This is a genomic window from Desulfofundulus sp. TPOSR, from assembly GCF_011393055.1.
GTDB classification, from domain to species: domain Bacteria; phylum Bacillota; class Desulfotomaculia; order Desulfotomaculales; family Desulfovirgulaceae; genus Desulfofundulus; species Desulfofundulus kuznetsovii.
Window position 1 is genome coordinate 230,586 of record NZ_JAAOEF010000004.1, and the last position, 26,218, is coordinate 256,803.

Annotated in this window: 24 protein-coding genes and 2 pseudogenes; 4 read left to right on the forward strand and 22 right to left on the reverse strand. The window is 54.8% G+C overall.

Going from position 1 to position 26,218, the window contains the following annotated elements:
* Positions 1 to 7 precede the first annotated feature (7 nt).
* Positions 8 to 718: pseudogene (locus tag G7K71_RS20300) on the reverse strand (IS110 family transposase); the annotation flags it as partial.
* Between the two features lie 102 nt (positions 719 to 820).
* Between G7K71_RS20300 and G7K71_RS16920 the strand changes: the two are divergent.
* Both G7K71_RS16920 and G7K71_RS16925 read left to right on the forward strand, forming a co-directional pair.
* A complete protein-coding gene (locus tag G7K71_RS16920; RefSeq protein ID WP_243175078.1) occupies positions 821 to 1,264 on the forward strand; it encodes a transposase in 444 nt (147 codons plus the stop codon).
* A gap of 260 nt (positions 1,265 to 1,524) precedes the next feature.
* Positions 1,525 to 1,932 carry a helix-turn-helix domain-containing protein gene (locus G7K71_RS16925; RefSeq protein ID WP_166348960.1) on the forward strand — a complete coding sequence of 136 codons (408 nt, stop codon included), beginning with the start codon at positions 1,525 to 1,527 and terminating at the stop codon, positions 1,930 to 1,932.
* A 12-nt stretch (positions 1,933 to 1,944) separates the two neighbouring features.
* Here G7K71_RS16925 and G7K71_RS16930 read toward each other — a convergent pair whose 3' ends face one another.
* Complete coding sequence (locus tag G7K71_RS16930) at positions 1,945 to 2,283, reverse strand: ATP-binding protein (RefSeq protein WP_166348963.1); 339 nt, start codon at positions 2,281 to 2,283, stop codon at positions 1,945 to 1,947.
* Positions 2,280 to 3,761 (reverse strand): IS21 family transposase, encoded by a 1,482-nt coding sequence (gene istA, locus G7K71_RS16935; protein WP_313885021.1) that lies wholly within the window; start codon positions 3,759 to 3,761, stop codon positions 2,280 to 2,282. The genes G7K71_RS16930 and istA overlap by 4 nt, the downstream gene beginning before the upstream one ends.
* Before the next feature lie 185 nt (positions 3,762 to 3,946).
* Here istA and G7K71_RS16940 point away from each other — a divergent pair, with 185 nt between their 5' ends.
* Together G7K71_RS16940 and G7K71_RS16945 are read left to right on the forward strand one after the other, a co-directional pair.
* Positions 3,947 to 4,924, forward strand: a complete 978-nt coding sequence (locus tag G7K71_RS16940) for an IS4 family transposase (protein WP_313885035.1) — start codon at positions 3,947 to 3,949, stop codon at positions 4,922 to 4,924.
* Positions 4,911 to 5,228, forward strand: a complete 318-nt coding sequence (locus G7K71_RS16945; RefSeq protein ID WP_166348969.1) for a DUF1670 domain-containing protein — start codon at positions 4,911 to 4,913, stop codon at positions 5,226 to 5,228. The genes G7K71_RS16940 and G7K71_RS16945 overlap by 14 nt, the downstream gene beginning before the upstream one ends.
* Positions 5,229 to 5,274: 46 nt before the next feature.
* On the opposite strand, the pseudogene ltrA reads toward G7K71_RS16945, so the two are convergent.
* The 19 genes and pseudogenes from ltrA to G7K71_RS17040 form a co-directional block, all read right to left on the reverse strand.
* Positions 5,275 to 6,536 (reverse strand): annotated as a pseudogene (gene ltrA / locus G7K71_RS16950) (group II intron reverse transcriptase/maturase).
* 528 nt (positions 6,537 to 7,064) lie between these two features.
* On the reverse strand, positions 7,065 to 8,066 hold the full coding sequence (locus G7K71_RS16955; protein ID WP_313885022.1) for a PAS domain-containing protein: 1,002 nt from the start codon (positions 8,064 to 8,066) through the stop codon (positions 7,065 to 7,067).
* 44 nt (positions 8,067 to 8,110) lie between these two features.
* Positions 8,111 to 8,974, reverse strand: coding sequence for a CoB--CoM heterodisulfide reductase iron-sulfur subunit B family protein (locus G7K71_RS16960; RefSeq protein WP_166348972.1), 864 nt, complete (start codon positions 8,972 to 8,974; stop codon positions 8,111 to 8,113).
* Between the two features lie 16 nt (positions 8,975 to 8,990).
* On the reverse strand, positions 8,991 to 9,392 hold the full coding sequence (locus G7K71_RS16965) for a 4Fe-4S dicluster domain-containing protein (protein WP_166348975.1): 402 nt from the start codon (positions 9,390 to 9,392) through the stop codon (positions 8,991 to 8,993).
* A gap of 54 nt (positions 9,393 to 9,446) precedes the next feature.
* Positions 9,447 to 11,078 (reverse strand): L-aspartate oxidase, encoded by a 1,632-nt coding sequence (locus G7K71_RS19975; protein ID WP_166348978.1) that lies wholly within the window; start codon positions 11,076 to 11,078, stop codon positions 9,447 to 9,449.
* Entirely contained in the window at positions 11,059 to 11,949 is an 891-nt protein-coding gene (locus G7K71_RS16975) for a fumarate hydratase (RefSeq protein ID WP_166348981.1), read from the reverse strand. The genes G7K71_RS19975 and G7K71_RS16975 overlap by 20 nt, the downstream gene beginning before the upstream one ends.
* Before the next feature lie 12 nt (positions 11,950 to 11,961).
* Positions 11,962 to 12,462 carry a fumarate hydratase C-terminal domain-containing protein gene (locus G7K71_RS16980; protein ID WP_013824110.1) on the reverse strand — a complete coding sequence of 167 codons (501 nt, stop codon included), beginning with the start codon at positions 12,460 to 12,462 and terminating at the stop codon, positions 11,962 to 11,964.
* A gap of 12 nt (positions 12,463 to 12,474) precedes the next feature.
* The gene (locus G7K71_RS16985; protein ID WP_166348984.1) at positions 12,475 to 14,103 is read right to left on the reverse strand and encodes an FAD-binding protein; all 1,629 of its coding nucleotides are present in this window, start codon (positions 14,101 to 14,103) and stop codon (positions 12,475 to 12,477) included.
* A gap of 21 nt (positions 14,104 to 14,124) precedes the next feature.
* The gene (locus G7K71_RS16990; protein ID WP_166348987.1) at positions 14,125 to 14,805 is read right to left on the reverse strand and encodes a 2Fe-2S iron-sulfur cluster-binding protein; all 681 of its coding nucleotides are present in this window, start codon (positions 14,803 to 14,805) and stop codon (positions 14,125 to 14,127) included.
* Positions 14,806 to 14,811: 6 nt separating this feature from the next.
* Positions 14,812 to 16,161 carry an MmgE/PrpD family protein gene (locus G7K71_RS16995; protein ID WP_166348990.1) on the reverse strand — a complete coding sequence of 450 codons (1,350 nt, stop codon included), beginning with the start codon at positions 16,159 to 16,161 and terminating at the stop codon, positions 14,812 to 14,814.
* 11 nt (positions 16,162 to 16,172) lie between these two features.
* Complete coding sequence (locus G7K71_RS17000) at positions 16,173 to 17,072, reverse strand: CoA-binding protein (protein WP_166348993.1); 900 nt, start codon at positions 17,070 to 17,072, stop codon at positions 16,173 to 16,175.
* Positions 17,072 to 17,350 carry a ferredoxin family protein gene (locus tag G7K71_RS17005; protein WP_013824114.1) on the reverse strand — a complete coding sequence of 93 codons (279 nt, stop codon included), beginning with the start codon at positions 17,348 to 17,350 and terminating at the stop codon, positions 17,072 to 17,074. Before G7K71_RS17005 ends, G7K71_RS17000 begins: the two co-directional genes overlap by 1 nt.
* On the reverse strand, positions 17,350 to 18,588 hold the full coding sequence (locus G7K71_RS17010) for a succinate--CoA ligase subunit beta (protein WP_166348996.1): 1,239 nt from the start codon (positions 18,586 to 18,588) through the stop codon (positions 17,350 to 17,352). Before G7K71_RS17010 ends, G7K71_RS17005 begins: the two co-directional genes overlap by 1 nt.
* Positions 18,589 to 18,655: 67 nt before the next feature.
* Positions 18,656 to 19,429, reverse strand: coding sequence for a citryl-CoA lyase (locus G7K71_RS17015; protein ID WP_166348999.1), 774 nt, complete (start codon positions 19,427 to 19,429; stop codon positions 18,656 to 18,658).
* Positions 19,430 to 19,442: 13 nt separating this feature from the next.
* On the reverse strand, positions 19,443 to 20,372 hold the full coding sequence (locus G7K71_RS17020) for an oxaloacetate decarboxylase (protein ID WP_166349002.1): 930 nt from the start codon (positions 20,370 to 20,372) through the stop codon (positions 19,443 to 19,445).
* On the reverse strand, positions 20,369 to 22,273 hold the full coding sequence (locus G7K71_RS17025; RefSeq protein WP_166349005.1) for a TRAP transporter permease: 1,905 nt from the start codon (positions 22,271 to 22,273) through the stop codon (positions 20,369 to 20,371). Before G7K71_RS17025 ends, G7K71_RS17020 begins: the two co-directional genes overlap by 4 nt.
* Positions 22,274 to 22,359: 86 nt before the next feature.
* Complete coding sequence (locus G7K71_RS17030; protein WP_243175132.1) at positions 22,360 to 23,328, reverse strand: TAXI family TRAP transporter solute-binding subunit; 969 nt, start codon at positions 23,326 to 23,328, stop codon at positions 22,360 to 22,362.
* A gap of 195 nt (positions 23,329 to 23,523) precedes the next feature.
* Positions 23,524 to 24,219: a FadR/GntR family transcriptional regulator gene (locus G7K71_RS17035; RefSeq protein WP_166349011.1), complete on the reverse strand. Its 696-nt coding sequence runs from the start codon at positions 24,217 to 24,219 to the stop codon at positions 23,524 to 23,526.
* A gap of 156 nt (positions 24,220 to 24,375) precedes the next feature.
* Positions 24,376 to 26,196: a sigma 54-interacting transcriptional regulator gene (locus G7K71_RS17040; RefSeq protein ID WP_166349014.1), complete on the reverse strand. Its 1,821-nt coding sequence runs from the start codon at positions 26,194 to 26,196 to the stop codon at positions 24,376 to 24,378.
* Positions 26,197 to 26,218: the final 22 nt, after the last annotated feature.

The following is a 26,218-nucleotide window of genomic DNA, read 5'->3' on the forward strand; positions in this document are numbered from 1 at the left end:
TCTTGATGTCGCCAATTTCGGCCAGTATGGTTAAAGCGCTCAGAACGTTAATACCGGGAATACCCATTAACAGGCGAACGTTTGGGTCATCTTTGGCTTTGTCGTGAATTTCCCCTTCAAGTTCATCAATTTCTCGTTGGACGTGGTCCAGTAACTTCAGGCAAGAAATCATGACTATTTGGTCGGTTCTGGGCAAACTAATCTCCTCCAGGAAAAGCCTCCCCTTTTTCCCAAATAAATCTGTACAGGGCGGGTTTAATCCGTTCCGGGTCAGAGCGGCATGAATTTTATTCTTCAACATGGTTCGAATCTTGGCCAACCGAATACGGTGATGTAGTAAGACACGTAGCTCATATTCGTTTTTGGCTGGCACCCATGTCATCGGAATAAAATCCGCCGCTAAAAGTTGAGCAAGGATTTGGGCATCCAAGGCATCAGTCTTTACACGAGCTTCGGCAATTGCACGGGTTTTTAACGGGTTGGCCACTACTACTTGTCCAGGATATGCTGATAGAATATCATAGATCCAAAAGGCGTTACTGGTGGCTTCCATCACTATGCGGGTATCCTGGTCGAGCGTTTTGCCAAACTCCTCCCAGGCCTCGCGGGTGTTAGCTAACCGGAAACGTCTTCTTTGTCCGTTTGAACCTATCTCATACCCCTCACAATACCGCTGATGTACATCTAGGAGCCTGTTGCAAAACTCCTTACCACCCACAAAAATCTAACGGAAAAACCATAAGATTTTCCATTTAGAAGGAATTGACCAGCAATTTGTCGAATATCTAAGGTATCATTAGATAGAGGGTGGTAATTTGAAATGCTGGGCCGCCAAAAACAACAATTGAAATTTACGAACATCGACGTCCTGCAGGCCTGGGAGCAAAAGCCCCTCGTTCCCGAAGACAGCTTTTACTATGGCCTCTCTCAGGCTGACGATATCTTCCGGGACGAACTATTTGCCGACTGCTATGCCTCCTGCGGACGTCCGTCCATCCCACCCAGCCGCCTGGTCAAGGTGCTCCTGCTGCAGTTTCACGACCGGGTATCAGACCGGGAAGCGGAACAACGTGCTTTATACGACCTGCGCTGGAAAGTAGCACTGAACCTTTCCCTGGGGGAAGCAGGATTTGACCATACCGACCTGTGCCGGTTTCGGGCCAGGTTATTGTTGAACAAGAAAGAACGCGCCGCTTTTGAAGAAATCCTAAAGGCGGCGGAAGCTAAAGGGTTGCTTCCCTATTTAGCCTATTTAGCCCCCTAAACAAATTGGAAAATCTCTGTGTAAAACCTATAATGATCTTAGGGGGTATGGTCAATGAGACAATACACCGAGGAATTCAAAGAGCAAATCTTGGCCGAATGCCAGGAGGTTGGTAATGTAGCCCTTGTGGCCAGGATGAAGAACAAGCCCTCATTGATGTCGTTATTCATTGGGCCGGGGGATACCACACCACCCTTAAAGTCAAGAAAAACCGCACCGGTCAGCATCAACATTCCACCAGCCGGGAAGTCGTTGAACTGGTGCGGGACCTGGCTCACGTTGCTTCCGATAGAGAGATTGCGCGGATCCTTAACCGGCTAAAGCTTAAAACAGGTAAGGACAATACCTGGACCGAAGGCCGGGTACGGACGCTAAGGAACTACCAGGATATTCCCGCCTATTCCCCGCAGGAACAGGCCCGAACCGGCTGGCTAAACATGGCCCAGGCCGCCGAATACCTGGGGATTAGCCCCATGTCGGTCCGGCGGTTGCTTTCTGCAGGGATAATTCCAGGGAAGCAAATTGTTCCCTCTGCGCCGTGGATTATTAGGAAGGAAGATTTGGACACTGAAGAAGTGAAATCTGCGGTTTCAGCCATTAAAGCAGGTAGGCGGTCTCCGCTACCAGAAGATCCGCATCAAATAAAGTTAGATTTTCCAAGCATGTAGCAAGGAGGGGCATTATGTCGTTGGATCGGGATTACCGATCATCACGATGTTTTCGCGACATTGGATAAATTCACCGGTGGCTAACTGCCAGACCAGGGCCTCCTTAACGTGGGGTAGGGCATCAAACTTGAATTCGTCGAGGGTTTTGACCAAGGGGAAGCGGGCATCCCGGATTCTTTTCTTTACCTGATTTTCCTTACGGACAGATACTTCCCGGGTCAACATCTCGTGCAGGAATTCTTCATAGCCGAGGCCTTTTTCGGCAGCCAAACGCAATACCTGCTGGTAATCAGCAAACGTGGAAAGTTTCAATTCCCTGGCCAACAGTGCTATGCTCTGGGGGGTACTCACCGGGTCGCACCTCCCAGGAGCTGGTCGTAGATGTGCAGGTCCACTGGTTTTACCTGGGGCAAGCCTGTTTCCAGTTCGAGCTGGCAGGTCACCGGTTTTTTCCTGCTGGTCAGATAGTAGTGTACAGCCTGGAAACTGTACTGGTTTGCTGCCAGGACCTGAACAATGGCTTCTTCCACCGCTTCAACGCCATGTTCCATAACCAGGCCCAGCACCTGGGCCAGTTCGTAGCTTTGAGCCCGGGTCAGAAGGTGTTCTTTCAGCTGGTTTAAATCGGGTGGTAGGACTGCCTGACGTAAGGGCAGGGCATTTTGCAAAGAACGGGGCTTTTTCACCAGCAACGGCAGGTAATGCTCCCATTCCAGCCTGGTTTTGTTTTGCTGGTAACAGCGTGGGTGACAGGCTATTTCCCGGGAGCGGTAATAGATCTTCACTTGAAAGGGATAGCCCTTCACCGTTACTGTTTTACCGGCCAGGGCCACCGGTACCGAATAACGGTTCCGGTCAAACTTAACCAGGCTCAGGCTATCCACCTCTGCCGTTCTGGTCCGGGCGTAGTCGAATTCCCTGGCCGGCAGTGGGGTCAGGTGCTGTTGTTCCAGGGTGAGCGCTTCTTTAACCGTAGTTGGCCGGTATTGCAGGTGCTTGTCCTGGTATTTCAGGCATCTTTTGTCCAGTTCGGGCTGCAACTCTTCTATGGCGTTAACATTCGGCACTGGAACGAAGATGTTCCGGCGAATGTAGCCGACCAGCCCTTCGACCAGGCCCTTTTCATGGGCTGCTCCGGGATTGCAAAAGTCCGCTTGAAAGGCATAGTGGCTGCGCAGGGCCAGGAAGTCCTTCTGAAGGCTCTGTACATATTTCCCCCAGCCGTCCTTTACTGCCGTTTTAAGATTGTCGTATATCAGCCGCTTTGATACACCGCCGAAAAAGTTGAAGGCTAAAACATGGCCGGCCAGAAAATTATCGCTGCTCTGATTGGGAAAAACGGCCACATAGGGTGCACAGCTATAACAGAGCCGGAAACAGAGGATGTTTACACGTATCCTCTCACCATTCACAATGACCACTGCCTGCCCCCAGTCCACCTGGGTCGCTTCGACGGGGTCGAATTCTAAAGGTATATACGCCTGCAGATTTTTCGGTCGTAATTCCCGAACCAGTTTTCTAATTGTCGAGTAAGAGCCGGTAAAACCTTGTTCATTCACCAGGCGTTCGTAAATGCGCTGGGCAGTATGTTGTTGTTTGGCAGGTGCTTCCCTATCTGATTCCAGCCACTCTTTAACGGTCTCTCTAATGGGGTCGGTAACCGGGCATTTACCCTGCCGGGGTTTCCTTTCCCAGGGTACATTTTCACCGTCACAGTAACGCTTGACGGTATTGCGGGATACGCCCAGTCTTCTTGCAATTTCTCTTTTAGAAAGTTTTTCCACGGCATAAAGGTACCTGATTTGTTCGTAAAGATTAATTTCAATCACTTCCCTTCTCCCCCCAGACCCGGATGAATGTACATCCAGTATAGGGGATTATTGAAGGAAGTGGATCAGTTTTAGAATATCAATTTCGCCAAAGTGGATCAGTTTCACATTATCATTTTGTCTACCACGGCTTCCAGGGTGGATCAGTTTGACAATATCACAGGGGCTAAAAATGGATCAGTTTTATAGTAGCAAATACACACGATAACTTGGCCGCACAGTTTCCCGGGGCGAGGGGCAAGGCCGAACTCAAAATACATACCGTCATCGGGCTCACCAGCAACAAAAAGAGCATAGCCATCTATCCCGGTAAGACCGCCGATATAAAAACCATGCGCATCGGACCCTGGGTGAAGGACAACATCCTCCTGTTTGACCTTGGTTACTTCAAGTACGAGCTGTTCAGCAGGATCAGGAAAAATAAAGGATATTTCGTAAGCAGGCTTAAGCAATCGGCCAACCCGACCATCGTCTCGGTGCTGCACGCCTACCGGGGTAACCCGGTCGACATTGCCGGCAAAAAGCTCAAGGAGGTCCTCCCCCGGCTTAAAGGGGAGGTTATCGACATTGAGGTGGAGGTCTCCATCAAAGCCAAGAAGACCGAAAAAGACAATACGTTCGAGATTTATCATCCCAAGGGTAGCACGTCTAAAGTTAAAGAAACCTTCCGTCTGGTAGGAGTGCTCGACAAGGAAAGCAAGACGTATCATTTCTACCTCACCAACATCACGCCGGAACAGCTTTCAGCAGAGGATGTAGCGCTCCTTTACCGGGCGCGCTGGAGCATCGAACTGGTTTTCAAGGAACTGAAGCGTCTCTACCAGTTGGATGTGATCTCCAGTGGGGCGCCTGCCGTGGTAGAATCTCTGGTTCTGGTGGCCATGCTGACCCTGGTTGTAAGCCACCGGCTGCTTAACCACATGCGGTTGCTGGCTCCGGAGAAAAGTGCCCGCTTTACTCCTTTGCGCTGGGCCGAATCGTTTTACTCCATTGCGCCGGTTATAATGGCTCGCGTACTCAAGTTTATCGGAGTTAACGAAGATCCTCTCCTGCTTATAATTTACTTCATGGCTGAGGGTGTCGATCCCAATGTCAACAGAGAACGCCTGTTGTCACCCTGGGTAAAGGCGGTAAATTCCCAGGTATTAGATGGTAATAAGTAACATATCTGGTAAACCGATCACGCATGACAAGCATATTATTATCACTCTCTCCGTCCAGGGCCACTTGACCAGGGATATCGCCCGCCTGACCCATCACACTCCGGAAGCCGTAGATGCTTATCTCAAGGTGTTCCAGTCCGTACTGGTCCTCTATCTCTACGATCTGCCCGTAGATCTCATGGCCAGGGTAACCGGACACGGCCGTTACCTTATCCTTGAACACCTCGAGATCGTCAAGGAGCACTTCCCGAACCGTAACGCCGTCAAAGGCTATCTGCGCAAGCAAGGACTCAAAATTTTGTGATTCGGGCCATCTAGACTATCGGACATGCGGGTCCGCATCCGGCGGTTCACCAAGCTTGACGAAGACTTTGATAGCGTTCGGTTAGGCTCATCAGGCCCTGGGACTGCCAGTAGGCGATGCCCAGGGCTCTATTCATTGGCCCGTGGGCCATCCGCCACGGCCCTTTGCGAGCGTTGGCGAATTCATGTACTACCCATTCAGGCAGTCCCAGTGCACGTAGCTCGCGGTACCTTGTCCGCACTCGCTTCCACTGCTTCCAGAGGCACATGCGCAGCCTCCTCCGCATCCAGCCTTCTAAGTTCTTGAAGATGCTGGGCGTTTCGGCCAGGGCAAAGTAGCCCATCCACCCGCCCAGGTAGGCGTTTAGCCGCTCTATGCGCTCAGCCATGCTTACGGGCTTATTCCGGGAAGTTATCTCCCGAATTTTCATCTTCACCCGTTTGATGGTTTGCGGTGCCAAGCGGATAAGGATTTGCCCTGCTTTGACCTTGTACATGCTAAACCCCAGGAATTTCAGTTTCCACGGCCGGTCTACCGCGCTCTTTTGTTCGTTAATTCTGAGCTTCAACCGCTCCTGCAGGAACTTACGGATACTGGCCATGACCCTTTCTCCCGCCCGCTTGCTTTTGACGTAGATGTTACAGTCGTCAGCATAGCGGACAAACTTGTGACCCCTCTTCTCCAGTTCTTTGTCCAGGTCGTCCAGCAGAATGTTAGCCAGGAGCGGGCTTAAAGGTCCACCCTGCGGCGTCCCTTCCGCCGTTTCCATGACCACACCGTTTACCATGACGCCTGCGGTAAGATAGCGGCGGATAAGTATAAGTACCCTCTTATCCGTCACTTTTCGGGCCACCCGGGCCATGAGAATGTCGTGGTTTACCCGGTCAAAGAATTTCTCTATGTCCAGGTCCACGGCCCATTCGTATCCTTCTTCCACGTATTGACGCGCTTTCCTTACCGCGTCATGGGCTCTCCTTCCGGGCCGAAACCCGTAGCTGGCCTCTGAGAATTGCGGGTCGAAAATGGGCGTCAATACTTGCAGGAGCGCCTGCTGGATTAGGCGGTCCATTGCGGTAGGTATCCCTAATAGCCGTTTGCCTCCCCCGGGTTTCGGGATTTCGACCCGGCGCACGGGCATCGGTCTATAGGTACCTGTGAGCAGTTCCTCCCGGATGCGCGGCCTTATCTTACACGAATTTGGTCCCGAAGCCGTTCGGTCGGGATGCCATCTACGCCGGGCGCGCCTCCGTTCCGCTCTACCCGCTTCAGGGCGGCCAGCATGTTCTCCCTGGCCACCACCTGCTCCATCAGGTTGCTATCCTGGTCTCCGCGAGGTGCCGTCCCGCTTTGTGCCGGAGAAGGACTCGGCCCTCCCGCGGTCCCCCGTGGCTTCACCACTTCCTCCCGCGGGCAGGCCCCTTCCGGGGTTTTCTGCTGTCTTCGCCCTTCTCGCAAACGCATCGGTCCCACCTCTGACTTGATGTTCGGGCCTTCCCCTGGAGTTCATGACCCCCAGGGTACTATGCCCTCTGCTGACTCCTGCCGGTTCAGCCGTGCCTTTCGACACGGGTTACCAGCTCTACCTGGCTTACCGGCAGGCCTCCCCGGGTAAGAGCGTTAACCTTCACCCCGCGCCCGCCCCATCTACTCTACCGTCCCTTGGCAGCCTGGGATTTCGCTGTGTAGTGCCAGCTCATCCGAACGGTCTAGCCTCTTATGGGGTTCTTGTTCATCGGGCCGTGGTTTTGCCGCCGGCGCACCGATCCGATTCCACCTCGCGATGGACACCCTTGCCTTTGGCTAGCAGACTTGTGCTGCCTCGCCTGCAGTGGACTTTCACCACCAAGTTAACGCCCATGCCGGGCGCACGTGGATGGCCCGGGCAAAAATTTCCTTGCCCGTGCCGCTTTCCCCGGTGATCAGGACGGTGGAATGGCTGCCGGCAATCTTGGCTGCTTTGGCTTTCAATTCCCTTATGGCCCGGCTTTCCCCGATGATGTCGTCAAAGGTAAAGACCTTCTGGGCGCTCATAATTTCATAGGCCAGCTTTTGCGTCTCCTTGAAGTCCCGGGCCGAGGCCACCACTCCTACGGGCCGGCCGTCGCTGCCCATTATGGGGCGGGCCGTAACCAGAAGATGCAGCCGCCGTCCCCTGGCCTGGACAAAACACTCCCGGGAGGTGAAGCCTCCAGGCTGGCGCAGGGCCTGCAGGAGGGGAAGGCCGGCTAAGTGTTCTTCCAGGCGCTGGTGCAGAATTTCGTTTTTGGGTACATTAAACATCCGTTCGGCGGAGAGGTTGAAGTGGGTCACCACCCCGTCGCTGTTGATGGCAACGACCCCTTCATCCACCGCATCCATGACCGCGTTCACCTGGCTGGCCATGATCATTTTCTCGGCCATGGCCTCGGTTTCCAGCACTTTGGCTGCGATCAGGTCGGCCATGCGCCCGATAAATTCCATCAGGGATTCGGTGCGGGAGCACAAGGTGACCTTTTGTTCGTCGCTAAAGGCAATCAGGCTGATGGTGCCGATGACATTCTGTCCGGCAATGATGGGGTAAACGATGGAAGCTTTATAAAAACAGCTCCCCGTCAGGGGGCATGACATGCAGATGGGGTGATAGCCTGCTTCTTTGATAAAAATGGGCTGGCTGGTCTTGAGCACATGCTTATTCACAAACCCCCGCAGGAGGCGGGAGCCCACGTCGTTGCGCACCTTGCCCGTGCCGGCCACCCGCACCAGGTCGAGGTCGATTACTTCGACCTCGACCCCCAGGGCGGCGGCAATGGCTTCGGCGGCCCGCTGGCAGTCTTCTTTCACCTGATCCAGTCTGGACACGGGACCTCACATCCGTTTGAAGTGCTTTTCAACTCGAGGCAATTTTATGCCCCCAGCAATAAAGGCCGGGGATCTACGTAATGCTGCTCCAGTCCCAGGCTTTCCCGGGGGAGTTCCAGGGCCACCCCCAGAAGCTGGGTGAAATACAGGACGGGAATCTGGCGAAAGCCGGCGTCTTGTTCCAGGATTTTTCCCTGCAGCCAGTCCAGGTTGAACTGGCACAGGGGGCAACTGGTGATGATTGCTTCCGCCCCTTTGGCAGCGGCGGAGTTGAGAATGTCCCGTACCCTTTGCTTCACCAGAACATTTTCGTGCAGCACCTGGTAGGAGCCACAGCAGGTGGTTTTATGGGGGTATTCCACCACTTCCGCACCAAGGGCGGCGACCAGCTCTTCCATGACGGTGGGGTTCTCCGGATCGTCAAAACCCATCTCCAGAGCGGGCCGCACAAGCATGCAGCCGTAATAACAGGCCACTTTAAGCCCTTTCAGCTTGCGGCCCGCCCTGGCCCGAATGGTGTCAAACCCCACGTCTTCTTTGCAAATTTCCAGTGGATGGACCACCTGTATTTCCCCGGTATAATTTTCTTCCAGGTAATTATTGAGCTTTTGCCTGGCCTCCAGATTATGCTGCATTTCATAATTTACCCGTTTTAGAACGTTATAGCAGAAGGAGCAGACCGTAAGCAGCCTGTCTTCTCCTTCTCCGGCGACACCGGCCAGAATACGCGCCGCTGCGACCATGCCCATGTAATTATCCCGGGCCAGGGGAAATACCGTTCCGCAGCAGGTCCACTGGGGCAGCTCGGCCAGCTCCACCCCCAGAGCGGCCAGGGAGGCCCGGGTAGAATTATCCAGACCTCTTGCTTTATTGTATAGCGTACATCCCGGAAAGTATGGTATTTTCATCCCTATGCCCCCCTTTTCAAGCGCTCAGCTTGCGAAAACCACTGGTCAGGGCCATCTGGGGAACCCGGGTGAGCAATTCCACCGGTATTTTCTCTGCAACCAGCACTTCCCCGCCCGAACGCAGGTTGATTACCCGCAGGGCTTCCATTAACCGGGCCAGATCTATACCCCGCGGGCAGCGGGCGGTACAGAGCAAACAGGTGCTGCAGACCCAAATGGAGCGGCAGTGCAGGGCTCGGGCGTCACCCAGCTGGAGCAAGCGCATGACCTGCCGGGGCAACAGTTCCATGACCTCCCTGCCCGTACATCCCGCACTGCAGGTGCCGCACTGCATGCATAAATACGGGTCCTGCCCGCTGATTTCCTTAATGCGTTCAATAATCTCCCGGCTCATTTTGTTTGATAGTTCCATAACCATTGGCATCGGGCTCCTTTAATTCGCTTTAGTCAGTGAGGCGTTATCAGTTCCTTTTCACTGTTTCCTGAATTCAAGAACCAGGTCTTGACCTGACAGACGGATAAAGAAGCTGCCGCGGTAAGCCTCGCTTTCCTGAGGGAAATCACGGCGGTAATGAGTACCACGGCTCTCCTTTCGGCGCAGGGCGGCCTCCACCACTGCCCGGGCAACCAGGCACATGTTTCTGACCTGAAAATATCTTTTCGTCTCGTGCTCATTCGCAATTCGGCAGGTTTTCAGGGACCTTTCGCAGGCCATGATCGTATTCCGCGCCCTTTCTAGAGATTGCTGATCCCGTACCAGGGAGGCGTCCTGCCATAAAGTCTGCCGTAAGGTGTCGCCCAACTCCTCCGGTGAGACACTTCCCTTCTCTTTGAAGGTTAGGACAGGGGGCGCCGGCAGCGGCGGTAAAGAACTTCCCATCCCGGCGGCGAATTTCCCGGCGGCCTCACCGGCACAACAACCAGAAACCAGGGCTTCGCTTAAGGCATTGCCGGCCAGGCGGTTGGCACCGTGCACTCCGCCCGTCGCTTCCCCGGCAGCAAACAGGCCGGGAACACCGGTATAACCCTGCGCATCGATTTTTACTCCGCCACAGAAAAAATGAGTGGACGGGTAGACAATGAGCCAGTCACGAGTGGGGTCGCAACCATGTTTGCGCAAAAAATTGGTTAACTCACCGTATACACCGAGGAGTACGTCCTCACCAATGCCGGTGCAGTCCAGGTAAACGCCCCCGTCGACACCGTTCCCCCTGGCGACTTCCCAGAAAATAGCCCTGGCCATGGCATCTCTGGTAGCCATATCTCCCCGGGGATCATACCGGTCCATAAATCTCTCGCCGGAGCAGTTGCGCAAAACGGCTCCATGTCCGAACAGGGAATTGGAAATGGTTACCTTCACCGGTTTAACTCCCATGGTCGGATAAAACTGGACGAACTCCATATCCCGGAGTTCCGCTCCCGCCCTCAGGGCCATTGCATAAGCGTCTCCGGTTATGTCATTAGTATTATTGCTATGGGAAAATAACCTTCCCCCGCCCCCGGCAGCCAAAACAACTGCCTTTGCGTTTACGCCAATCAAAGAACCTGAGCCCCGGCTATCCAGCACATAGGCCCCGCAAGCTTGACCGTCATATACTGCCAGCTCTATGGCCAGGTAATGGTCCAGGCAAATGATCCGGCTTGTTCGGAGAGCCCGTGCTAACGGTTGGGTGATGGAAAGCCCTCTCACCTTGTATGGATAGTCCGAGTAAACTGTTGTTACCATACGGGCAAAGGTATGGCCGGGAGGCCGCCGCCGCACGACTCTCCCCTCCCGGCGCTTCAGTTTTACGCCGTGGGCGGCTTCCAGCTGGAGCAACACCGGGCCGGCCTTCTCCACCAGATTCTGGATCAGAGCCGGGTCCCCAATTTGTGCCCCCCCGCAAAAGGTATCCTGGAAAAATTGCTGTTCGCTGTCCCCGGGCATTTCCGCGCCAAGATAAGCCGAAAACCCTGCTCCCGAGACTATGGTGTTCCCTCCGCGGCCTACCGGTGCACTGCTTGCCAGAACCACTTTTTCTACATATTTCCGAGCCCCAATTGCTGCCATCAACCCGGCCAGGCCGCCGCCCACAACCAGAACATCACACCGGAGCTTCTCCATTACCTTCACCCTCATCTTTAAGGACAACAGTCGCCCGCCGCGGATCAAAACAACAGCCCAGGCGCAGGCTGACGATCCGGACGCCGCTGGCCCGTGCCGGACCAATTTTGACGAAGGACCCCAGCGCCGTCACCGACCGACCTAGACCCAGCGGCCCCACGCCCGTATTGTTCACCATTTCCGTTATCTTTGCTTCCCAGGGACTTTGCCGGGTAAAGTCGCCCTCCAGAGCGGCTGCCAGCTGCAAGGCCGCGGCCTCATACTGGGTTCGCCCAATGCCGATAATGGGCACGCATGGGGTGCACCCTAAAGCGGCGGCTGCTTCCGCCGCCCACCGGCCCACTTCCTCAATCACGTTTTCCCCACGGTGGCGATGGAAGACACGCATGGTCTTGCCCCGTATCTCCGGGCCTCCACCAAGCATCAGTACCGTAATTTTCAGGATATTCCCGGAAATGGAATATACGGTCACGGGGGCCGCCTCCAGCATACCCGGGTCGTCATACATCCCCAGGATTTGTCCCAGGCGCTCCATACCCTCCCCCCGCACGGCCATTGGACGCCCCGGCAATGCCCTCAAACCCTCCCTGATCCCTTCGGCAACAGCCTGGAACACTTTTCCACTAATGCGCACCTGGTCACCGATCTCTAAAACAACGTGCGGGATGCCGGTGTCGTCACAAAGGGGGTACTTTTTCTCCCGGGCCACTTTGGCGTTTTTTAAAATTTGCTCAAGGACCCACCTCCCCCGCGGGCTGGTCTCACGTTCCAGTGCCTGTTGGTAGGCCTCCACCTGGTCGGGCCTGAAGGTGGTGCTGGCCTGGATGAGAGCATCCCTGGCAGCAATGCTAATCTCTTCGCTGGTAAGCATAACCGCCCTCCTTTAAAATATGGACTCCCCGTGGGCTATGGCCACGATGGCCGGGAGATCCTCAACCACCAGTTCGTGCATGGCTTCCATACCATCTTCGGGAAATGCCGCCACCCTGGACGAACGTATATTGTTCATAAACAGGGCAGTGACCGGCGGGGTGACCAAAAAAACGGCCCCGGTTTCCTGCAGTGCCATCACCGTCTGTCTGCTTAAAGCCCCCTTGCCCAGGTGAATCCTGACACCGGCCCGCGACAGAACCGGAATGCTCCCTTCGATTTCCACCTTGTTGCTGGTAGTGGGCCCAATGCCGGCTGGACTTACGGCAGTATGGAAAATGACGGCCCCTTCCAGCTGCAGCCTCAATTTGGGGAGTTCACCGTTTTCAATGGCCCGGCATAATTTGGGTAGCACGGCATCCCGCCCGGTATAAATGGAGCCGGATATTTCAACCTGATCACCGACTTTAAGCTGGCGCACAATCTCCGCAGAAACAGGCGTCCTGATCTTCATTTGTCCTACCCCCTAAGCATACAGCCGGGCTTTATGCTCGGCACTCAGGTAATCCGGAATCAGCAACGGGGAAGTAACCGGCTCGGTAATACCGGCCTCCAGCAATTCCCGGTGAAAGCTGCGCACATGGTCCAGGGTTAACTTACCGGTCCGGCTGCTTTGGGCGTATATGGCTGCCGCCGCACCGGCACGCCGGCCAAAAACAAAGATATCGACTAAAGAATTGGCCCCCAGGCGGTTGCGACCGTGCACCCCGCCCCCCACTTCACCGGCAACGAAAAGGCCGGGGATGCTGGTCTTACCCTGGGGATCGTGTTTCACACCGCCGTTCTGGTAATGCTGCGTGGGGTAGACCAGGATGGGGTCGACGGCCACGTCAATGCCGTACCTTTCAAAACGCTTGCATATCCCGGTAAACTGGTGCACCATCTTTCCCTGGCCGCCAATAATATCGATTAAAGGGGTATCCAGCCAGACTCCTTCGGTCCCGGTAGGCGTGCGCACCCCGCGCCCTTCCCGGCATTCGCGGATGATAGCCGAAGCAACGGCATCCCTGGTTTCCAGCTCGTTAATGAAACGTTCACCCCTGGCATTGACCAGCTGGGCGCCGTGGGCCCGCAGGGCCTCGGTAATCAAATAACCCAGCATTTGATCCGGCCAGGCCACGCCGGTAGGGTGATACTGAACTGCATCCACATAAAGGAGCGGCGCACCCGCCCGGTAGGCCACAACCAGGCCATCGGCCGTGGCCCCGTAATGGTTTGAGGTGGGGAATTTATTGATATGCAGCCTCCCCATGCCGCCGGTGGCAAGAATGACTGCCCCTGCCCGCACTACCAGGTACTCCTGGTTGTCAAAATTATAGAGTACCGCACCGGAGCAGTTCCCGTTTTCATCCAGAAGCAGTTCCACCACTGCACAAAATTCCATGACTTCAATATCTTTGTTACGTACTTCGTCCCGCAGTACCCGCATGATCTCCAGCCCGGTTAAATCTTTGCAGGAGTGTGACCGGCGGCGGCAGTGGCCGCCGGGAGCGTGGGTAAGGATGGACCCGTCGGGCCGGCGGTCAAAGACAACGCCGAGGTTCTCCAGCCACTCCACCACCAGCGGGGCGTCCAGCACCAGGGCCTCCACCAGTTCGGGCACGTTTTCATAGCGCCCTCCCCCCACCGTATCCAGGTAGTGGAGCATTGGTGAGTCATCAGGTTCCGTGGCTGCAGCTATCCCCCCCTCGGCCATGATGGTGTTGGAATCACCCAAACGGAGCTTGGTGGCCAGCAACACCCGGGCGCCGTGCTCGCAGGCTAGCAGAGAGGCTGTACAGCCGGCACCGCCGCCCCCGATAACCAGCACGTCTGTTTCGTAATCAGCCACATCAAGACGGAACCGGTCGGGATCGATCCAGCTTTTCCCCTCCAGCAGGTCGGCCAGTTCCTGCGGCACCCGTTCCCCCCGGTTGGGGCCGACCCTCAGTTCCCTTTTGCTTTCCACACGATAATCGGGATGAAACGCGGCCAGCAGAGCGGTTTTTTCCTCCGGTGTCAGGCGGGGAAACTCCGTATCCAAACGCGCCTGCCTGGACGCTTTCACCCGGTCAATGGATTGCCTTAACTCATCGGGATAGCCTTTTATGAACATATTTCTTTCCCCTTCCTCCCGCTAGTACTTGGCCGTCACGATATCACGCCGGTCATACAGTTCCTTCAGCGACTGCCGGTCCATGTTCCTGAGCCTGCGTACTTCATCGTTATAAATGCCCTGGCGGATTTCATCGGCACGCTTCCGGGCATAACTGTATTTTTGGGCCAGCTCTTTTCCATACACCCGCCGTGCATACATGGCCACGTTGAACTGGGAAATTTCGGCCGGGCAGCGGGCGGCACAAAGGCCGCACATGAGGCAATCAAAAGATAGTTCTGTAGTTAAAGCCAAATCCTTTCTTTGCGCAGCGGCAATATAGTACATCACGTCAAGTCCCTGGGGGCATATTTTAGTGCAGACGTTGCAGCCGAGACACCGGGCCAACTCGGGATACAACCGGTAGAATTCCGCCACGGGGTCGGCCGGACGGTTGAGGTCATAAACGGCCTTTTGGGCGGGGAAAAAGGGAACCTGGGTAAGGCTCATGCCTTCTTCCACGGGAGTCTGGCAGGCCAGTCCCGATTTTAGCCGGTAATCGCCTGCAATCCTGTACACGACGGCACAGGCGCCGCAGGCCCCCGCCCGGCAGCCGCAACCGCGAATCAACCGGTAGCCGGCATATTCAAATGCCCTCATGATCGTATACCCTTCCGGGACTTCATAACGCTTACCCATGATATAAACATTTACCTTGGACATGTTACTTCACCTTTCCAGGCCAAAAATTTGCTCTGCTACCCGTGATACGTCAGGAAAACGGTCAATTTCTAAAACCAGGCCGATAACAGTTGCCGTGTTTTCTGGTTTTAGATATGGGCCAGCCAATGCCTTAAACTTGTTTTTGATTTCCGACCAGGTGAGCGGGTTTTCCGGATCTCCCCGGCGGCAGGAAACTGCGTGACTAAAGGTACCCCGGGCCGTATCAATCACCACCCGCGCGCCCCGTTTGCCGGGAAAAGCGGCCTGAATTTCTTCATCAACAGACAGGAAAGTATTCCTCATGAGCCGTCGTATTTCCGGGTGTGCCAGTTTGCTTTCCGTAAAATCGGCCAGGGTTAGACCACCGTACATGACGGCAGCAGCAACGCAGTAGGGGACGCTGAATTTGGCCTCGTAAGGAGTGACCGGCGAGGGATTGCCGGCCACCTCCAGGGCGGCACGGTAAGTATCCACTTTAATTTGCCTTATTTCTTCCGGCCTCACCCTGTAAGTATCCACGATGCCCAGTGCCGCGTCTATGGCGGCATGGGTGTGGCCGCAGGAAGGGTAATACTTGTGGGTGACATCCATGATGGTGTAATTTTTCCCCAGTTCTGCGAAGATTAAGGAAGGGTTAAAGGTATCCGCCATGGCCGCCGCAAAGCCCTTCTCACCCTCAATGATCTGGTGCGGCCCGCGAAAACCTTCTTTCACCAGAAGGGCCGCCAGCACACCGTTCATGGCTGCCTTGCCGGCGTGGAAGGGCTTCCCCATCGTCCCACCGGCCTGCCACAAACCGGCTGCCTGGGTGCCCGCCAGTCCCAGGCATTCTTCAACCTGCGTAGAGCTAAGATTCAACAGAACCGCCGCCGCTACCGCCGCCCCAAAGGTACCCACCGTACCGGTCGTATGCCAGAAACGGTAATGGGAGGGGTTCACGGCAGCCCCCAGGCGGTTGGAAACTTCGTATCCCAGGGCCACCGCCCGCACCAGTTCAGTGCCGGGAGCCCCCAGGTAGTCGGCCACGGCAAAGGCCGCCGAGATCACCGGTGCACCGGGATGATAAAGGGCGTCTTTATAGATGTCATCAAATTCGATGGTGTGTGCCATCACGCCGTGGACCAGGGCGGCGTTTGGTACCGGAACCTTGACGGGTAAACCGGCCACCCGTGCCTGCTCATTGCCACCCCATCCCTGGACCAGCTTACGTGTGATTACGGCCACCGGTTCATCCACTGCCGCCAGCAGGCAGCCAAGCCAGTCCAGGATGCACATCTTGACCTTGTCCACAACCTGATCCGGCAGGTCTTGATAGCCCGTATTGCTCACAAACCGTGCAACCTGTTCGGTAATCATGGGCAACCTCCTCAAACTCTCCCCACGATCTCCGGCGTAACGGTAAAAAGTTCATTAAATGTGTCCACTACTATAGCGCCCGCTGAACGCAGGCTTTCCACCTTGCCCCGGTGAGTTCCCTTTCCTCCTTCGATGATGGCACCGGCATGGGAAAAGCGGGTGCCGCTTTTGGCCGCCGCGCCGCCAATGAAAGCCACGAGCGGTTTGGTAAACTCGCCGGCCTTGATCAGTTCGGCGGCCATTTCCTCCTGGGAGGTTCCAATCTCCCCAAACATTACCACCACCTTGGTTTCCGGGTCCCTTTCAAACTCCTTGAGTAGTTCCGGGAAAGGCAGTCCAATGATGGGATCCCCCCCCACGTGAACCACCGTACTCAGGCCCACCCCGGCTCTGGTAAGGTAGTAGGAAATGGCTGAAGTAATCCCCCCGCTGCGGGAAATAACCCCCACGGGTCCGGGGTGAAACCACTCTTTGGCCGTGTCGGCCTTACCCCCGATCATGCCTACCACGGCTTTCCCCGGACTGATCAGGCCCAGCGTATTGGGGCCGACAAAACGCACGTTTTTCCTGCGGGCCAGCGCGTCTATTTCCAAAACATCATACAAGGGTACCCTGTCCGGAATAATGACCAGCAACTTCACCCCGGCATCAATTGCCTCAATGGCCGCATTTTTAACAAAGGGGGCCGGTACAAAGATCACGCTCACATCCAGAGGGCCTGCTTCCTCCCATGCTTCTTCGACAGTATCGAACACCGGCACCCCGAAAACCTCTTCCCCTTTTTTTCCGGGGGTAACGCCAGCCACTACATTGGTCCCGTATTCTACCATCAGCTTTGTCCGGACCATGCCCTCCCGGCCGGTAATTCCCTGAACCACAACCCTGGAACGCTCATCAATTAAAATGGACATTATTTCACCCCCATTAAGGCGTCAAGTCCGGGAATCGGGAGCTCTATTTTCAGGCCGCCCGCCCCTTGAAAATGGCACTCCAGTTCACAGGCCAGGCATTCGGTGCACTTGCCTTTTCTAACCTGCTCGGCGTCCATAGCCAGTACCGGTACATCTCCTTCCAGCTTTAAAACCCCGGCCGGGCAGGAAGCCACACACGGTTTCCCTTCGCATTGCCGGCAGCGCTCGTAATCGAAAACCACCTGGCCGGTGATGGTTGCAAAGATGTAGTCCTGCATCAGGACACCGCCTTTCTGGTCTTATTTTCCGCAATCAGTTCTTTAAGCCTTTTTACACAATACTCCACCGGCACATCCCGCCCGTAAGCTTCAACTTTTCCGGGCAGGTCCCGGGTGTACTCCGTCAGAACGCGGATGGCTTCTTCTTCCGAGTTACCTCCGATCCTGATTACCGCCGGTATACTCAAGTTAACTTCCCGGAAGGCCTTCACCATTCCCCTGGCCGTGTGGTATTGCTCCTGGCTGGCCACACCGGACCCGGAATGGAAATACCCTTCCAGTTTCGGCTGGGACAAAATAATTTTAGCCGCCCGGTACACTTTGGAAGCCGGCGGGTTGCCGCTGGTGTCACAGAAATTGGCCAGCTTGAACCCCGCCCGCATCAGTGCATCCATGGCCATCATGGAACCACCGCCACCGCCGCCGTGGAAACCGATATAACCCTCATCTTCATACTGGGTTTCCAGTTGCAGGAAGTAAAAAGTCCCCCGGTAATCCTTTTCTTCAACCTTGTAGGCTATCTTTTCCAGCGGGGTCGCCGGCCGGTCAAACTCCCGGGCGATCTCGATGCCCAGTTCCGGATGGCGGAAGACGGCATTATCATCCACCGTCACCCGGCAGTCAGCGGCGTATATTTCCCCGGAGCGATCCAGGACCAGGGGATTAATCTCCAGGGACCTGGCCTCCACTTTCCGGGCCAACCGGTAAAGCTTGACCAGCACCTGGACCAGCTTGGCCTGCAACTTGCCCCTGATCCCCGCTCTGCGGACCAGGTTGCGCGCTTCGTGCTCCCTCAGGCCCGTGAAAATATCCACCGGCAACCGCCAGACCTTATCCGGGTGCGCCCGGGCAATTTCCTCGATCCCGGTACCCCCCATGGTGCTGAACATCATCACCGGGGAGCGGTACTGGTCGCTTACAATTACACCAGCATAAAATTGTTCTGCTACGTCCAGCTTTTCTTCCACCAGAACCTTTTCCACGCGAAATCCTTTTAACTGAAGCCCCAGTATGGCCTCAGCGTGCATCGCAGCTTCCCCGGGCGAATCGGCAAATTTAATTCCTCCGGCCTCCGCCCTACCGGTTACCCAGGCCTGTGCCTTGATGGCTACGGGCTTACCGAGTTCGGCCGCAACCTCTCTGGCTTCTGCCGGCGTTCCAGCCAGCCGGCCCCGCGGCACGGGAATGCCGCATTCTTTTAACAGTTCTTTCCCCTGGTATTCGAAAAGTCTGGCCATGGAACAACCTCCTTGCAATTGGATAATTGGGTGGACCAAATAATTAACTGAATGCTTGTTAAAATGCTTACGGTAGATCCCTGACTGCAGGCCCATCATAATGGAAACCGGTGGGATCTATGCGCCGCATGGGACGCTGCCGGACGCGCTCCTCCACACTGTGGGCAATCAAGCCGGGCAAGCGCGCGAACATAAAAATGGCGTTGGCCAACTCGGGGGGATACCCCATCTCACATAACAGGGCCGCCATCATGCCGTCCACATTTAAGGGCAATTCCTTACCCCGGCGGCTTAGCGCGGTTTCCACCGCCAGGGCCATGCGGACAAAGGGACCGGCAAAGCCCAGTTTTTCGGCCTTTTCTTTTAAGATTTTCACCCGCGGGTCGGCCTTGTGCATGCGGTGGCCATAGCCGGGGATACGCTTTTTGGCCTCCAGGTATTTTTGTACGATTTTATCCGCCGCTTCTCCCGTACCGCCATGTTCTTCGGATGAAACTGCTTCCTGGAGAAAACGCATGCAGTTCTCCACGGCGCCGCCGTGGTAGGAGTTAATGGAGAGAAGTCCGGCCGCCAGGGAGGCATTTAGCGCTCCTCCGGTTGAAGCCACCGTGCGGGCGGCCAGGGTAGAGGGCGGGCTCGCCCCGTGATCTACCGCAGAAACCAGGACGGCATCAAACAGTTCCCTTTCATTAGGTCCGGGTAGTTCGCCTTTAAGCAAAAGTACCGCCGCTTCGGTAAAGGTTACTGACCTGACCAAATCCTCAAGCCGGTAACCCCGGATCACAATGCGGTTCGGGGCAACGTCGGTAATCCCCGTGTACCATTCTTTTTCAGCAGACATAACACCCTCCCCTTTAACGGTTTTCTTCTTTTGCCTTTTGCAGTTCTTCACTGCTGCCGTACCTTAATTTAATTTCCAGATCGGTAAGCAATTCCGACTCCAGGTCGCGGTACCGTTCCAGCCGTGTTATCTCCGAAAAATGGGGAAACGTGGTGAACAAATCCCGGTCAAACCGGGTGGTCCCTTTTTCCTTTAAAATGCGCAGCGCCTTCTCCATGGCGCTGGCCGCGGCAAAGAGGGGTGTAAGGGGTGCACTGACCCGCGCCACACCCATTGCCTCCAGTTCCCTGGCACTGATCAGGGGAGTGCGTCCGTCTTCCAGCATGTTAATACTTACGGGCGCTTTGATGTTCTTCACCACATACTCAATCTCTTCCACAGTGCGGGGTGCTTCCACAAAAATCAAATCGGCACCGGCTTCAGCATAGGCATTGCCCCGCCTTACTGCTTCCTCCACCCCAAGGACGGCAATGGCATCGGTCCGGGCGTTAATAATAAAGTCCGGATCTTTACGGGCATGCACCGCCGCCCTGATCCTGGCCACCGCCTCCTCCAGGGGCACCACCTGTTTGCCGGTCATATGCCCGCATCGCTTGGGGAACACCTGGTCCTCAATGTTTACACCTGCGGCGCCCATCTCCTCCAGCTCGCGCACCATCCGGTAGACATTCAGGGGATTGCCAAAACCCGTATCCCCGTCGGCCATTACCGGTATATCCACGGCCTTGACGATCCTGCGGGTTTGGTCAAGCATTTCCGACATGGTGAGCAAACCGTAATCAGGCGCCCCCAGGCAGGCGGCCGAAAGGCCAAAACCGGTAACCTGGACGGCCTCAAAACCAACCATTTCGGCAATCCGTGCACTCAAGCAATCGTAAACGCCGGGCATGATCAATATTTCCGGTGCATTTATCAACTGGCGCAGGCGAGTAGTCTTCTTCATTCAGTCACTTCCCTTGTTTCTGAAGCTTTAGGCGTTTTCCGCTGGCGAAGGTATAGGGAAAGAAAGGCTACACCGAGCAGGGCAAGACCAAGCAAGTCGGTTTGCAAACCCGGATCAATTAGTGCCAGGGCCGCACCTAAAAAGAATAACCGCTCAAACCAGAAAAGATCCTTGAGCATCCAGCCGATAACCGCCGAAGCCAGGCAAAACACACCAATGCTTGCCGTAATCAGGGCCTGGGTTATCTCTCCAACTGAACCCAGAGCCACCAGGGCCGGCCCATAGGTAAACATGTATGGAATCAAAAAGGCAACCAGGCCCAACCGGAAAGCGGTAACACCGGTACGCATGGGATCGCTTTCCGCTATGCCGGCACCGGCATACGCTGCTAAAGCCACTGGAGGAGTGATAGGAGCAAAGACGCTGAAGTAGAAAATAAACAGGTGGGCTATTAAGACGGGTACATTGAGTTCGATCAGAGCAGGTGCTCCCATGGCGGCCAGCACGATGTAGGCCGCCGTCGGCGGGAGGCCCATACCCAAGATGATACTGGCCACCATGGTCAGGGCCAGGGCGAGTATCAGCCGTCCACCGGCCGCCTCCACAACGATGCTGGAGAAAGTCAGGCCAATTCCGGTCTGGGCGATAACGCCGATAATAATGCCTGCCGTTGCACAGGCAGTGCTAACGGTTAAAACATCCCGGGCTCCTTTCTCAAGCGCTTTTAAAATAACATTTAAGTTACTTTTGGCATCAAACCTGTGGGGACCAATGGTACTGCTGGTGAGGAGCAGGGTTAAAATGCCCCAGAAGGCAGCCTTCATCGGCGAAACCTGAACCACGACCAGTAAATAAAGTAAAACAAAAATAGGAATAAGGAGAAACAAGCTCTTTTTTAAGGTTTGCCCCAGGTGGGGTAGTTCCGATGCCGGAAGCCCTTTCATACCCTTGCGTTTTGCTTCAAAATGCACCGCAAGGAAAAGGGAAAGGTAATAGAGAACAGCTGGAATGGCAGCGGCAATACATATCTTGCTGTAGGGTATACCGGTCATTTCGGACATGACAAAAGCCCCCGCACCCATAATGGGAGGCATAATGGCCCCCCCCGAAGAGGCCACGGCCTCAATTGCGCCAGCCACGTGCGGATCATATCCCAGGCGTTTCATCAGGGGAATGGTAAATGTACCAGTGGTGACCACGTTGGCCACCGGGCTCCCGGAAATGGTTCCCATCAACCCGCTGGAAACTACCGCCACCTTGGCCGGACCGCCGGTACTTCTGCCGGCAATGGCAAAAGCCAGGTCTATGAACATTTTGCCACCGCCGGTGGCCTCCAGAAATGCCCCAAAGAGGACAAACAGGGCCACCATCGTCGCGGCCACCCCGAGGGTAACGCCCCAAATACCTTCCATGCTCAGGTAAAGCTGGGAAATAATCCGTTCAAAGGAGTAGGCCTTGTGGCTCAATATGCCGGGAAAATATGGGCCATACCGGGCGTAAACCAGGGCCAGTACGGCAATTATAACCAGCGGCCACCCGGTAGTGCGTCTGGTTACTTCCAGGACGAGCACGATCGTTGCCGCACCCATGATCATATCAAGGGTGGTGGGGTCTCCGGCCCGAAAGACCAGGGTCTGGTAAGTTAACCACATGTAGACCCCCGTGGCCACCGCACCAGTGAGAAAAATGGCGTCTAGCCACCAAAACCGTGCCTTTTTCGTTGTGCTGAACAAAAGAAAGACCAGTACCAGCACAAAGGTAAGGTGAGTTACCCGTTGGAGAACCGGGGTTAAAACGCCAAACCCTGCCGTATACAATTGAAACAAAGAAAGGCTGACGGCTACGATGGTGATTATTAATGTACCCGGACGGCTCGTACCTGGTGCCTTGGCAGTGGACATTAAAACACCTCACTTTCTTGCAATGGAGCAATTTTTGGGGGGCAGGGTGCCCGCACCGGCGCGGCCGGGTACCCTGCCGGCAATGGCTACTTCCACGTCAAGCCTTTCTCTTTAAAATACTTTTCTGCACCAGGGTGAAGGGGAACTACGGCCGGTACCGCAGTTTCCAAGGTAATTTCTTTTGCTACCCTGTGCACAGTCTGTAGCTCAGGCAGGTGTTCAAAGATGGCTTTCACTACCTCATAGGCAGTTTGTTCGGGGAGATCAGCCCTGGCCGCAACCACAATGGGAACCGCCACGGTTTCTACTTCCACGGGGATCTTTTCATAAACGCCCTTTTCAATTTTACTTTCAAAGAAATAGGGGTGTTTTTCCTTAACCTTGCTTATTTCCTCTGGAGTCAGAGAGATTAGCTTAACTTCACGCACTGCCGAGAGATCCATGACTGCCGAAGCAGGAGCGCCAACAGCCATTATAGCGGCGTCAATGTTGTTATCTTTTAAAGCATCTGAAGCTTCTGCAAACGAGAGGTACTGCTCGTCAATATCATTGTAGGTGATTCCCAAAGCATTCAGTAAAGCCCTGGCTTTAACCTCAGTTCCACTGCCGGGAGATCCAACGGCAACTTTTTTACCTTTCAGATCCATAATAGAATTGATTTTTTTGTCCTGCAGGGTTACTATATGAAGCGGCTCTGAATATGTTTTAAACAGTGCAACGAACTTTTTCTTCTCATTTTGAAAATCGCCCAGCCCGTGATAGGCCTCATAAGCAACATCGCCGGCCATGAAAGCCAGATCGGCTTCACCTCTGTCCAGCAAGCGCGCATTCTCTACCGAGCCGCCGGTGGCCTCTGCCGTTACCTGCAGGCTGGGGACATACTTGCTGATAATCTTGGCCATACCGCCGCCCAGGGGATAAAAGGTTCCGCCTGTTCCGGCAGTGGCAAAGGTGAGATGGTTCGCCGTCTTGCCGTCTCCTTGCTGGCTCCCTCCCTGCTTCTCGCCACCGGACCCGCAACCGGTTAGCCCCAGAAGAGAAAATAAAAATAACATTACCGTAACCAGAACACCTATTTTTTTCACAGGGAAGACCTCCTTTTAGATTTTCATAAAACAAACCTCCTTCTGGCACTGGGGCAATATTGATTTAACTCATCTCCCACCTCCTAAAATTGTGCCCTCCCGGGATGGCATTTGCCTCTTTTTGCCGAAAATAATTCTTTTCAAATAGTTAACTGAATACTTTCATTATTCCTTACCTTCAGCTTTTTTAATAGAAGTTCTGATATTTCTGAGATGGTCCATCAATGCCTTTTTTGCGCCATTTGCATCACGACATTTGATCGCTTCAAAGATAGCTCTGTGCTCCTCTAAAATTTGTTTAGCCCGCCCGGGCATTACGGTCGTTTTTGCGCGTATTTTAAAAAGCAAGTCCAAATAAAGTTCACAGATAGTCACAAAAACTATATTGTGTGTTGCTTCGGCGATGGCAAGGTGAAACGCCTGATCATGATCAAGCACTTCATATCTTTCCGCTTTGCCTTCTTCAATTATCGACAATGCACGTTCTATTGCTTCAAGATCAGCTTTGGTAGCCCTTTCACAGGCAAGCTCGATAATCTTGCTTTCTAACGCCTCGCGAGCCTCCAAAAGGTCCAGCATTGCCGCTGTTTCTAAATTTGATAAAATTCTTTCCCTATCCAACCTATTTTCCGGCAATTTTCTTACATAACGGCCCCCGCCGGGCCTGGTTTCGATAATACCCTGGCGTTCAAGGATGCGAAACGCTTCACGCAGAGTCCCCCGACTAACACCTATTTCTTCTGCCAGTTCACGTTCGGGTGGCAACTTATCACCAGGTGCCAGTTGACCTGCCAGGATTATGTTTTCTATTTGTGTAATTACGTCTTCATATAACCTGCGGTACTCGATTTTTTTGAACATTTGTACAGGCCCTCCTGGTAAGTGGGTAATTGGGTGATCCACTTGTTTTCATTTTATTTCACTGGGAAACGCTTGTCAACTAGGTTGGCAAAAATTTTTGAAAATACAGCCAAAGAAGGAGCACTAATTGATAATTAGACTATTTCCATTTAATAATTAACGCTTTTCAGCCGTGGTCGTTTCCCGGTCCGTGCGGGTGGGAAGGTTGTATTTGGCAATTTTGCGGTAGATGGTCGCCCGGCTTATGCCCAGCGCCCGGGCGGCTTTTGTTTTGCCCTGTTCATTCCAGCCGAAGTGATCCAGGGCGCTGATGATGGCCTCCTTTTCCATCTGCTCTAAAGTAACCCAGCGGTTTTCGCGATCGGGGATTTCTGCCATGCGGTGACCGCCTTCCTGTACCGCACGGGGCAGGCTGCCGGTATCAATAAGGTCGCCTTCCTCCAGGTTTACGGCATATTCCACGGCGTTGATCAGTTCCCGCACATTTCCCGGCCAGCTATAGGCAAGGCAGGCCCGTTCCGCCCGGGAGGTATAACCCCGGATATTCTTGCCCAGGAGGTTGTTATAGTGCTCCCGGTAGTATTCCAGGAGCAGCTTGATATCCTCCGGCCTTTCCCGCAAAGGGGGTATGTAGAGGGGAATCACACTTAAGCGATAATACAGGTCGTCCCGGAAACGCCCCTTGGCAATCATTTCTTCCAGGTTGCTGTTGGTGGCGGCAATGATGCGTATGTCCACCGGGATCAGGCGGTTGCCGCCGACGCGTTCCACCTGGCGCTCCTGCAGTACCCGTAGCAGCTTCGCCTGCAGGTAGAGGGACATGTTCCCGATTTCGTCCAGGAAAATGGTCCCGTGATTGGCCAGCTCAAACTTGCCCGGTTTGCCCCCTTTGCGGGCACCGGTGAAGGCTCCTTCTTCATAGCCGAACAGTTCGCTTTCCAGCAGGGTTTCCGGTATGGCCCCGCAGTTTATGGCCACAAAGGGCTTGTTTTTCCGCGGGCTGGCGGCGTGGATGGCCCGGGCAAAAATTTCCTTGCCCGTGCCGCTTTCCCCGGTGATCAGGACGGTGGAATGGCTGCCGGCAATCTTGGCTGCTTTGGCTTTCAATTCCCTTATGGCCCGGCTTTCCCCGATGATGTCGTCAAAGGTAAAGACCTTCTGGGCGCTCATAATTTCATAGGCCAGCTTTTGCGTCTCCTTGAAGTCCCGGGCCGAGGCCACCACTCCTACGGACCGGCCGTCGCTGCCCATTATGGGGCGGGCCGTAACCAGAAGATGCAGCCGCCGTCCCCTGGCCTGGACAAAACACTCCCGGGAGGTAAAGCCTCCAGGCTGGCGCAGGGCCTGCAGGAGGGGAAGGCCGGCTAAGTGTTCTTCCAGGTGTTGCTGCAGAATTTCGTTTTTGGGTACATTAAACATCCGTTCGGCGGAGAGGTTGAAGTGGGTCACCACCCCGTCGCTGTTGATGGCAATGACCCCTTCATCCACCGCATCCATGACCGCGTTCACCTGGCTGGCCATGATCATTTTCTCAGTCATGGCCTCGGTTTCCAGGACCTTGGCTGCGATCAGGTCGGCCATGCGCCCGATAAATTCCATCAGGGATTCGGTGCGGGTAAGCAGGGTTACTTTTTGCTCGTCGCTAAAGGCAATCAGGCTGATGGTGCCGATGACATTCTGCCCGGCAATGATGGGGTAAACGATGGAAGCTTTGTAAAAACAGCTCCCCGTCAGGGGGCAGGACATGCAGATGGGGTGATAGCCTGCTTCTTTGATAAAAATGGGCTGGCTGGTCTTGAGCACATGCTTATTCACAAACCCCCGCAGGAGGCGGGAGCCCACGTCGTTGCGCACCTTGCCCGTGCCGGCCACCCGCACCAGGTCGAGGTCGATTACTTCGACCTCGACCCCCAGGGCGGCGGCAATGGCTTCGGCGGCCCGCTGGCAGTCTTCTTTTACCTGATCCAGTCTGGACACGGGACCTCACATCCGTTTGAAG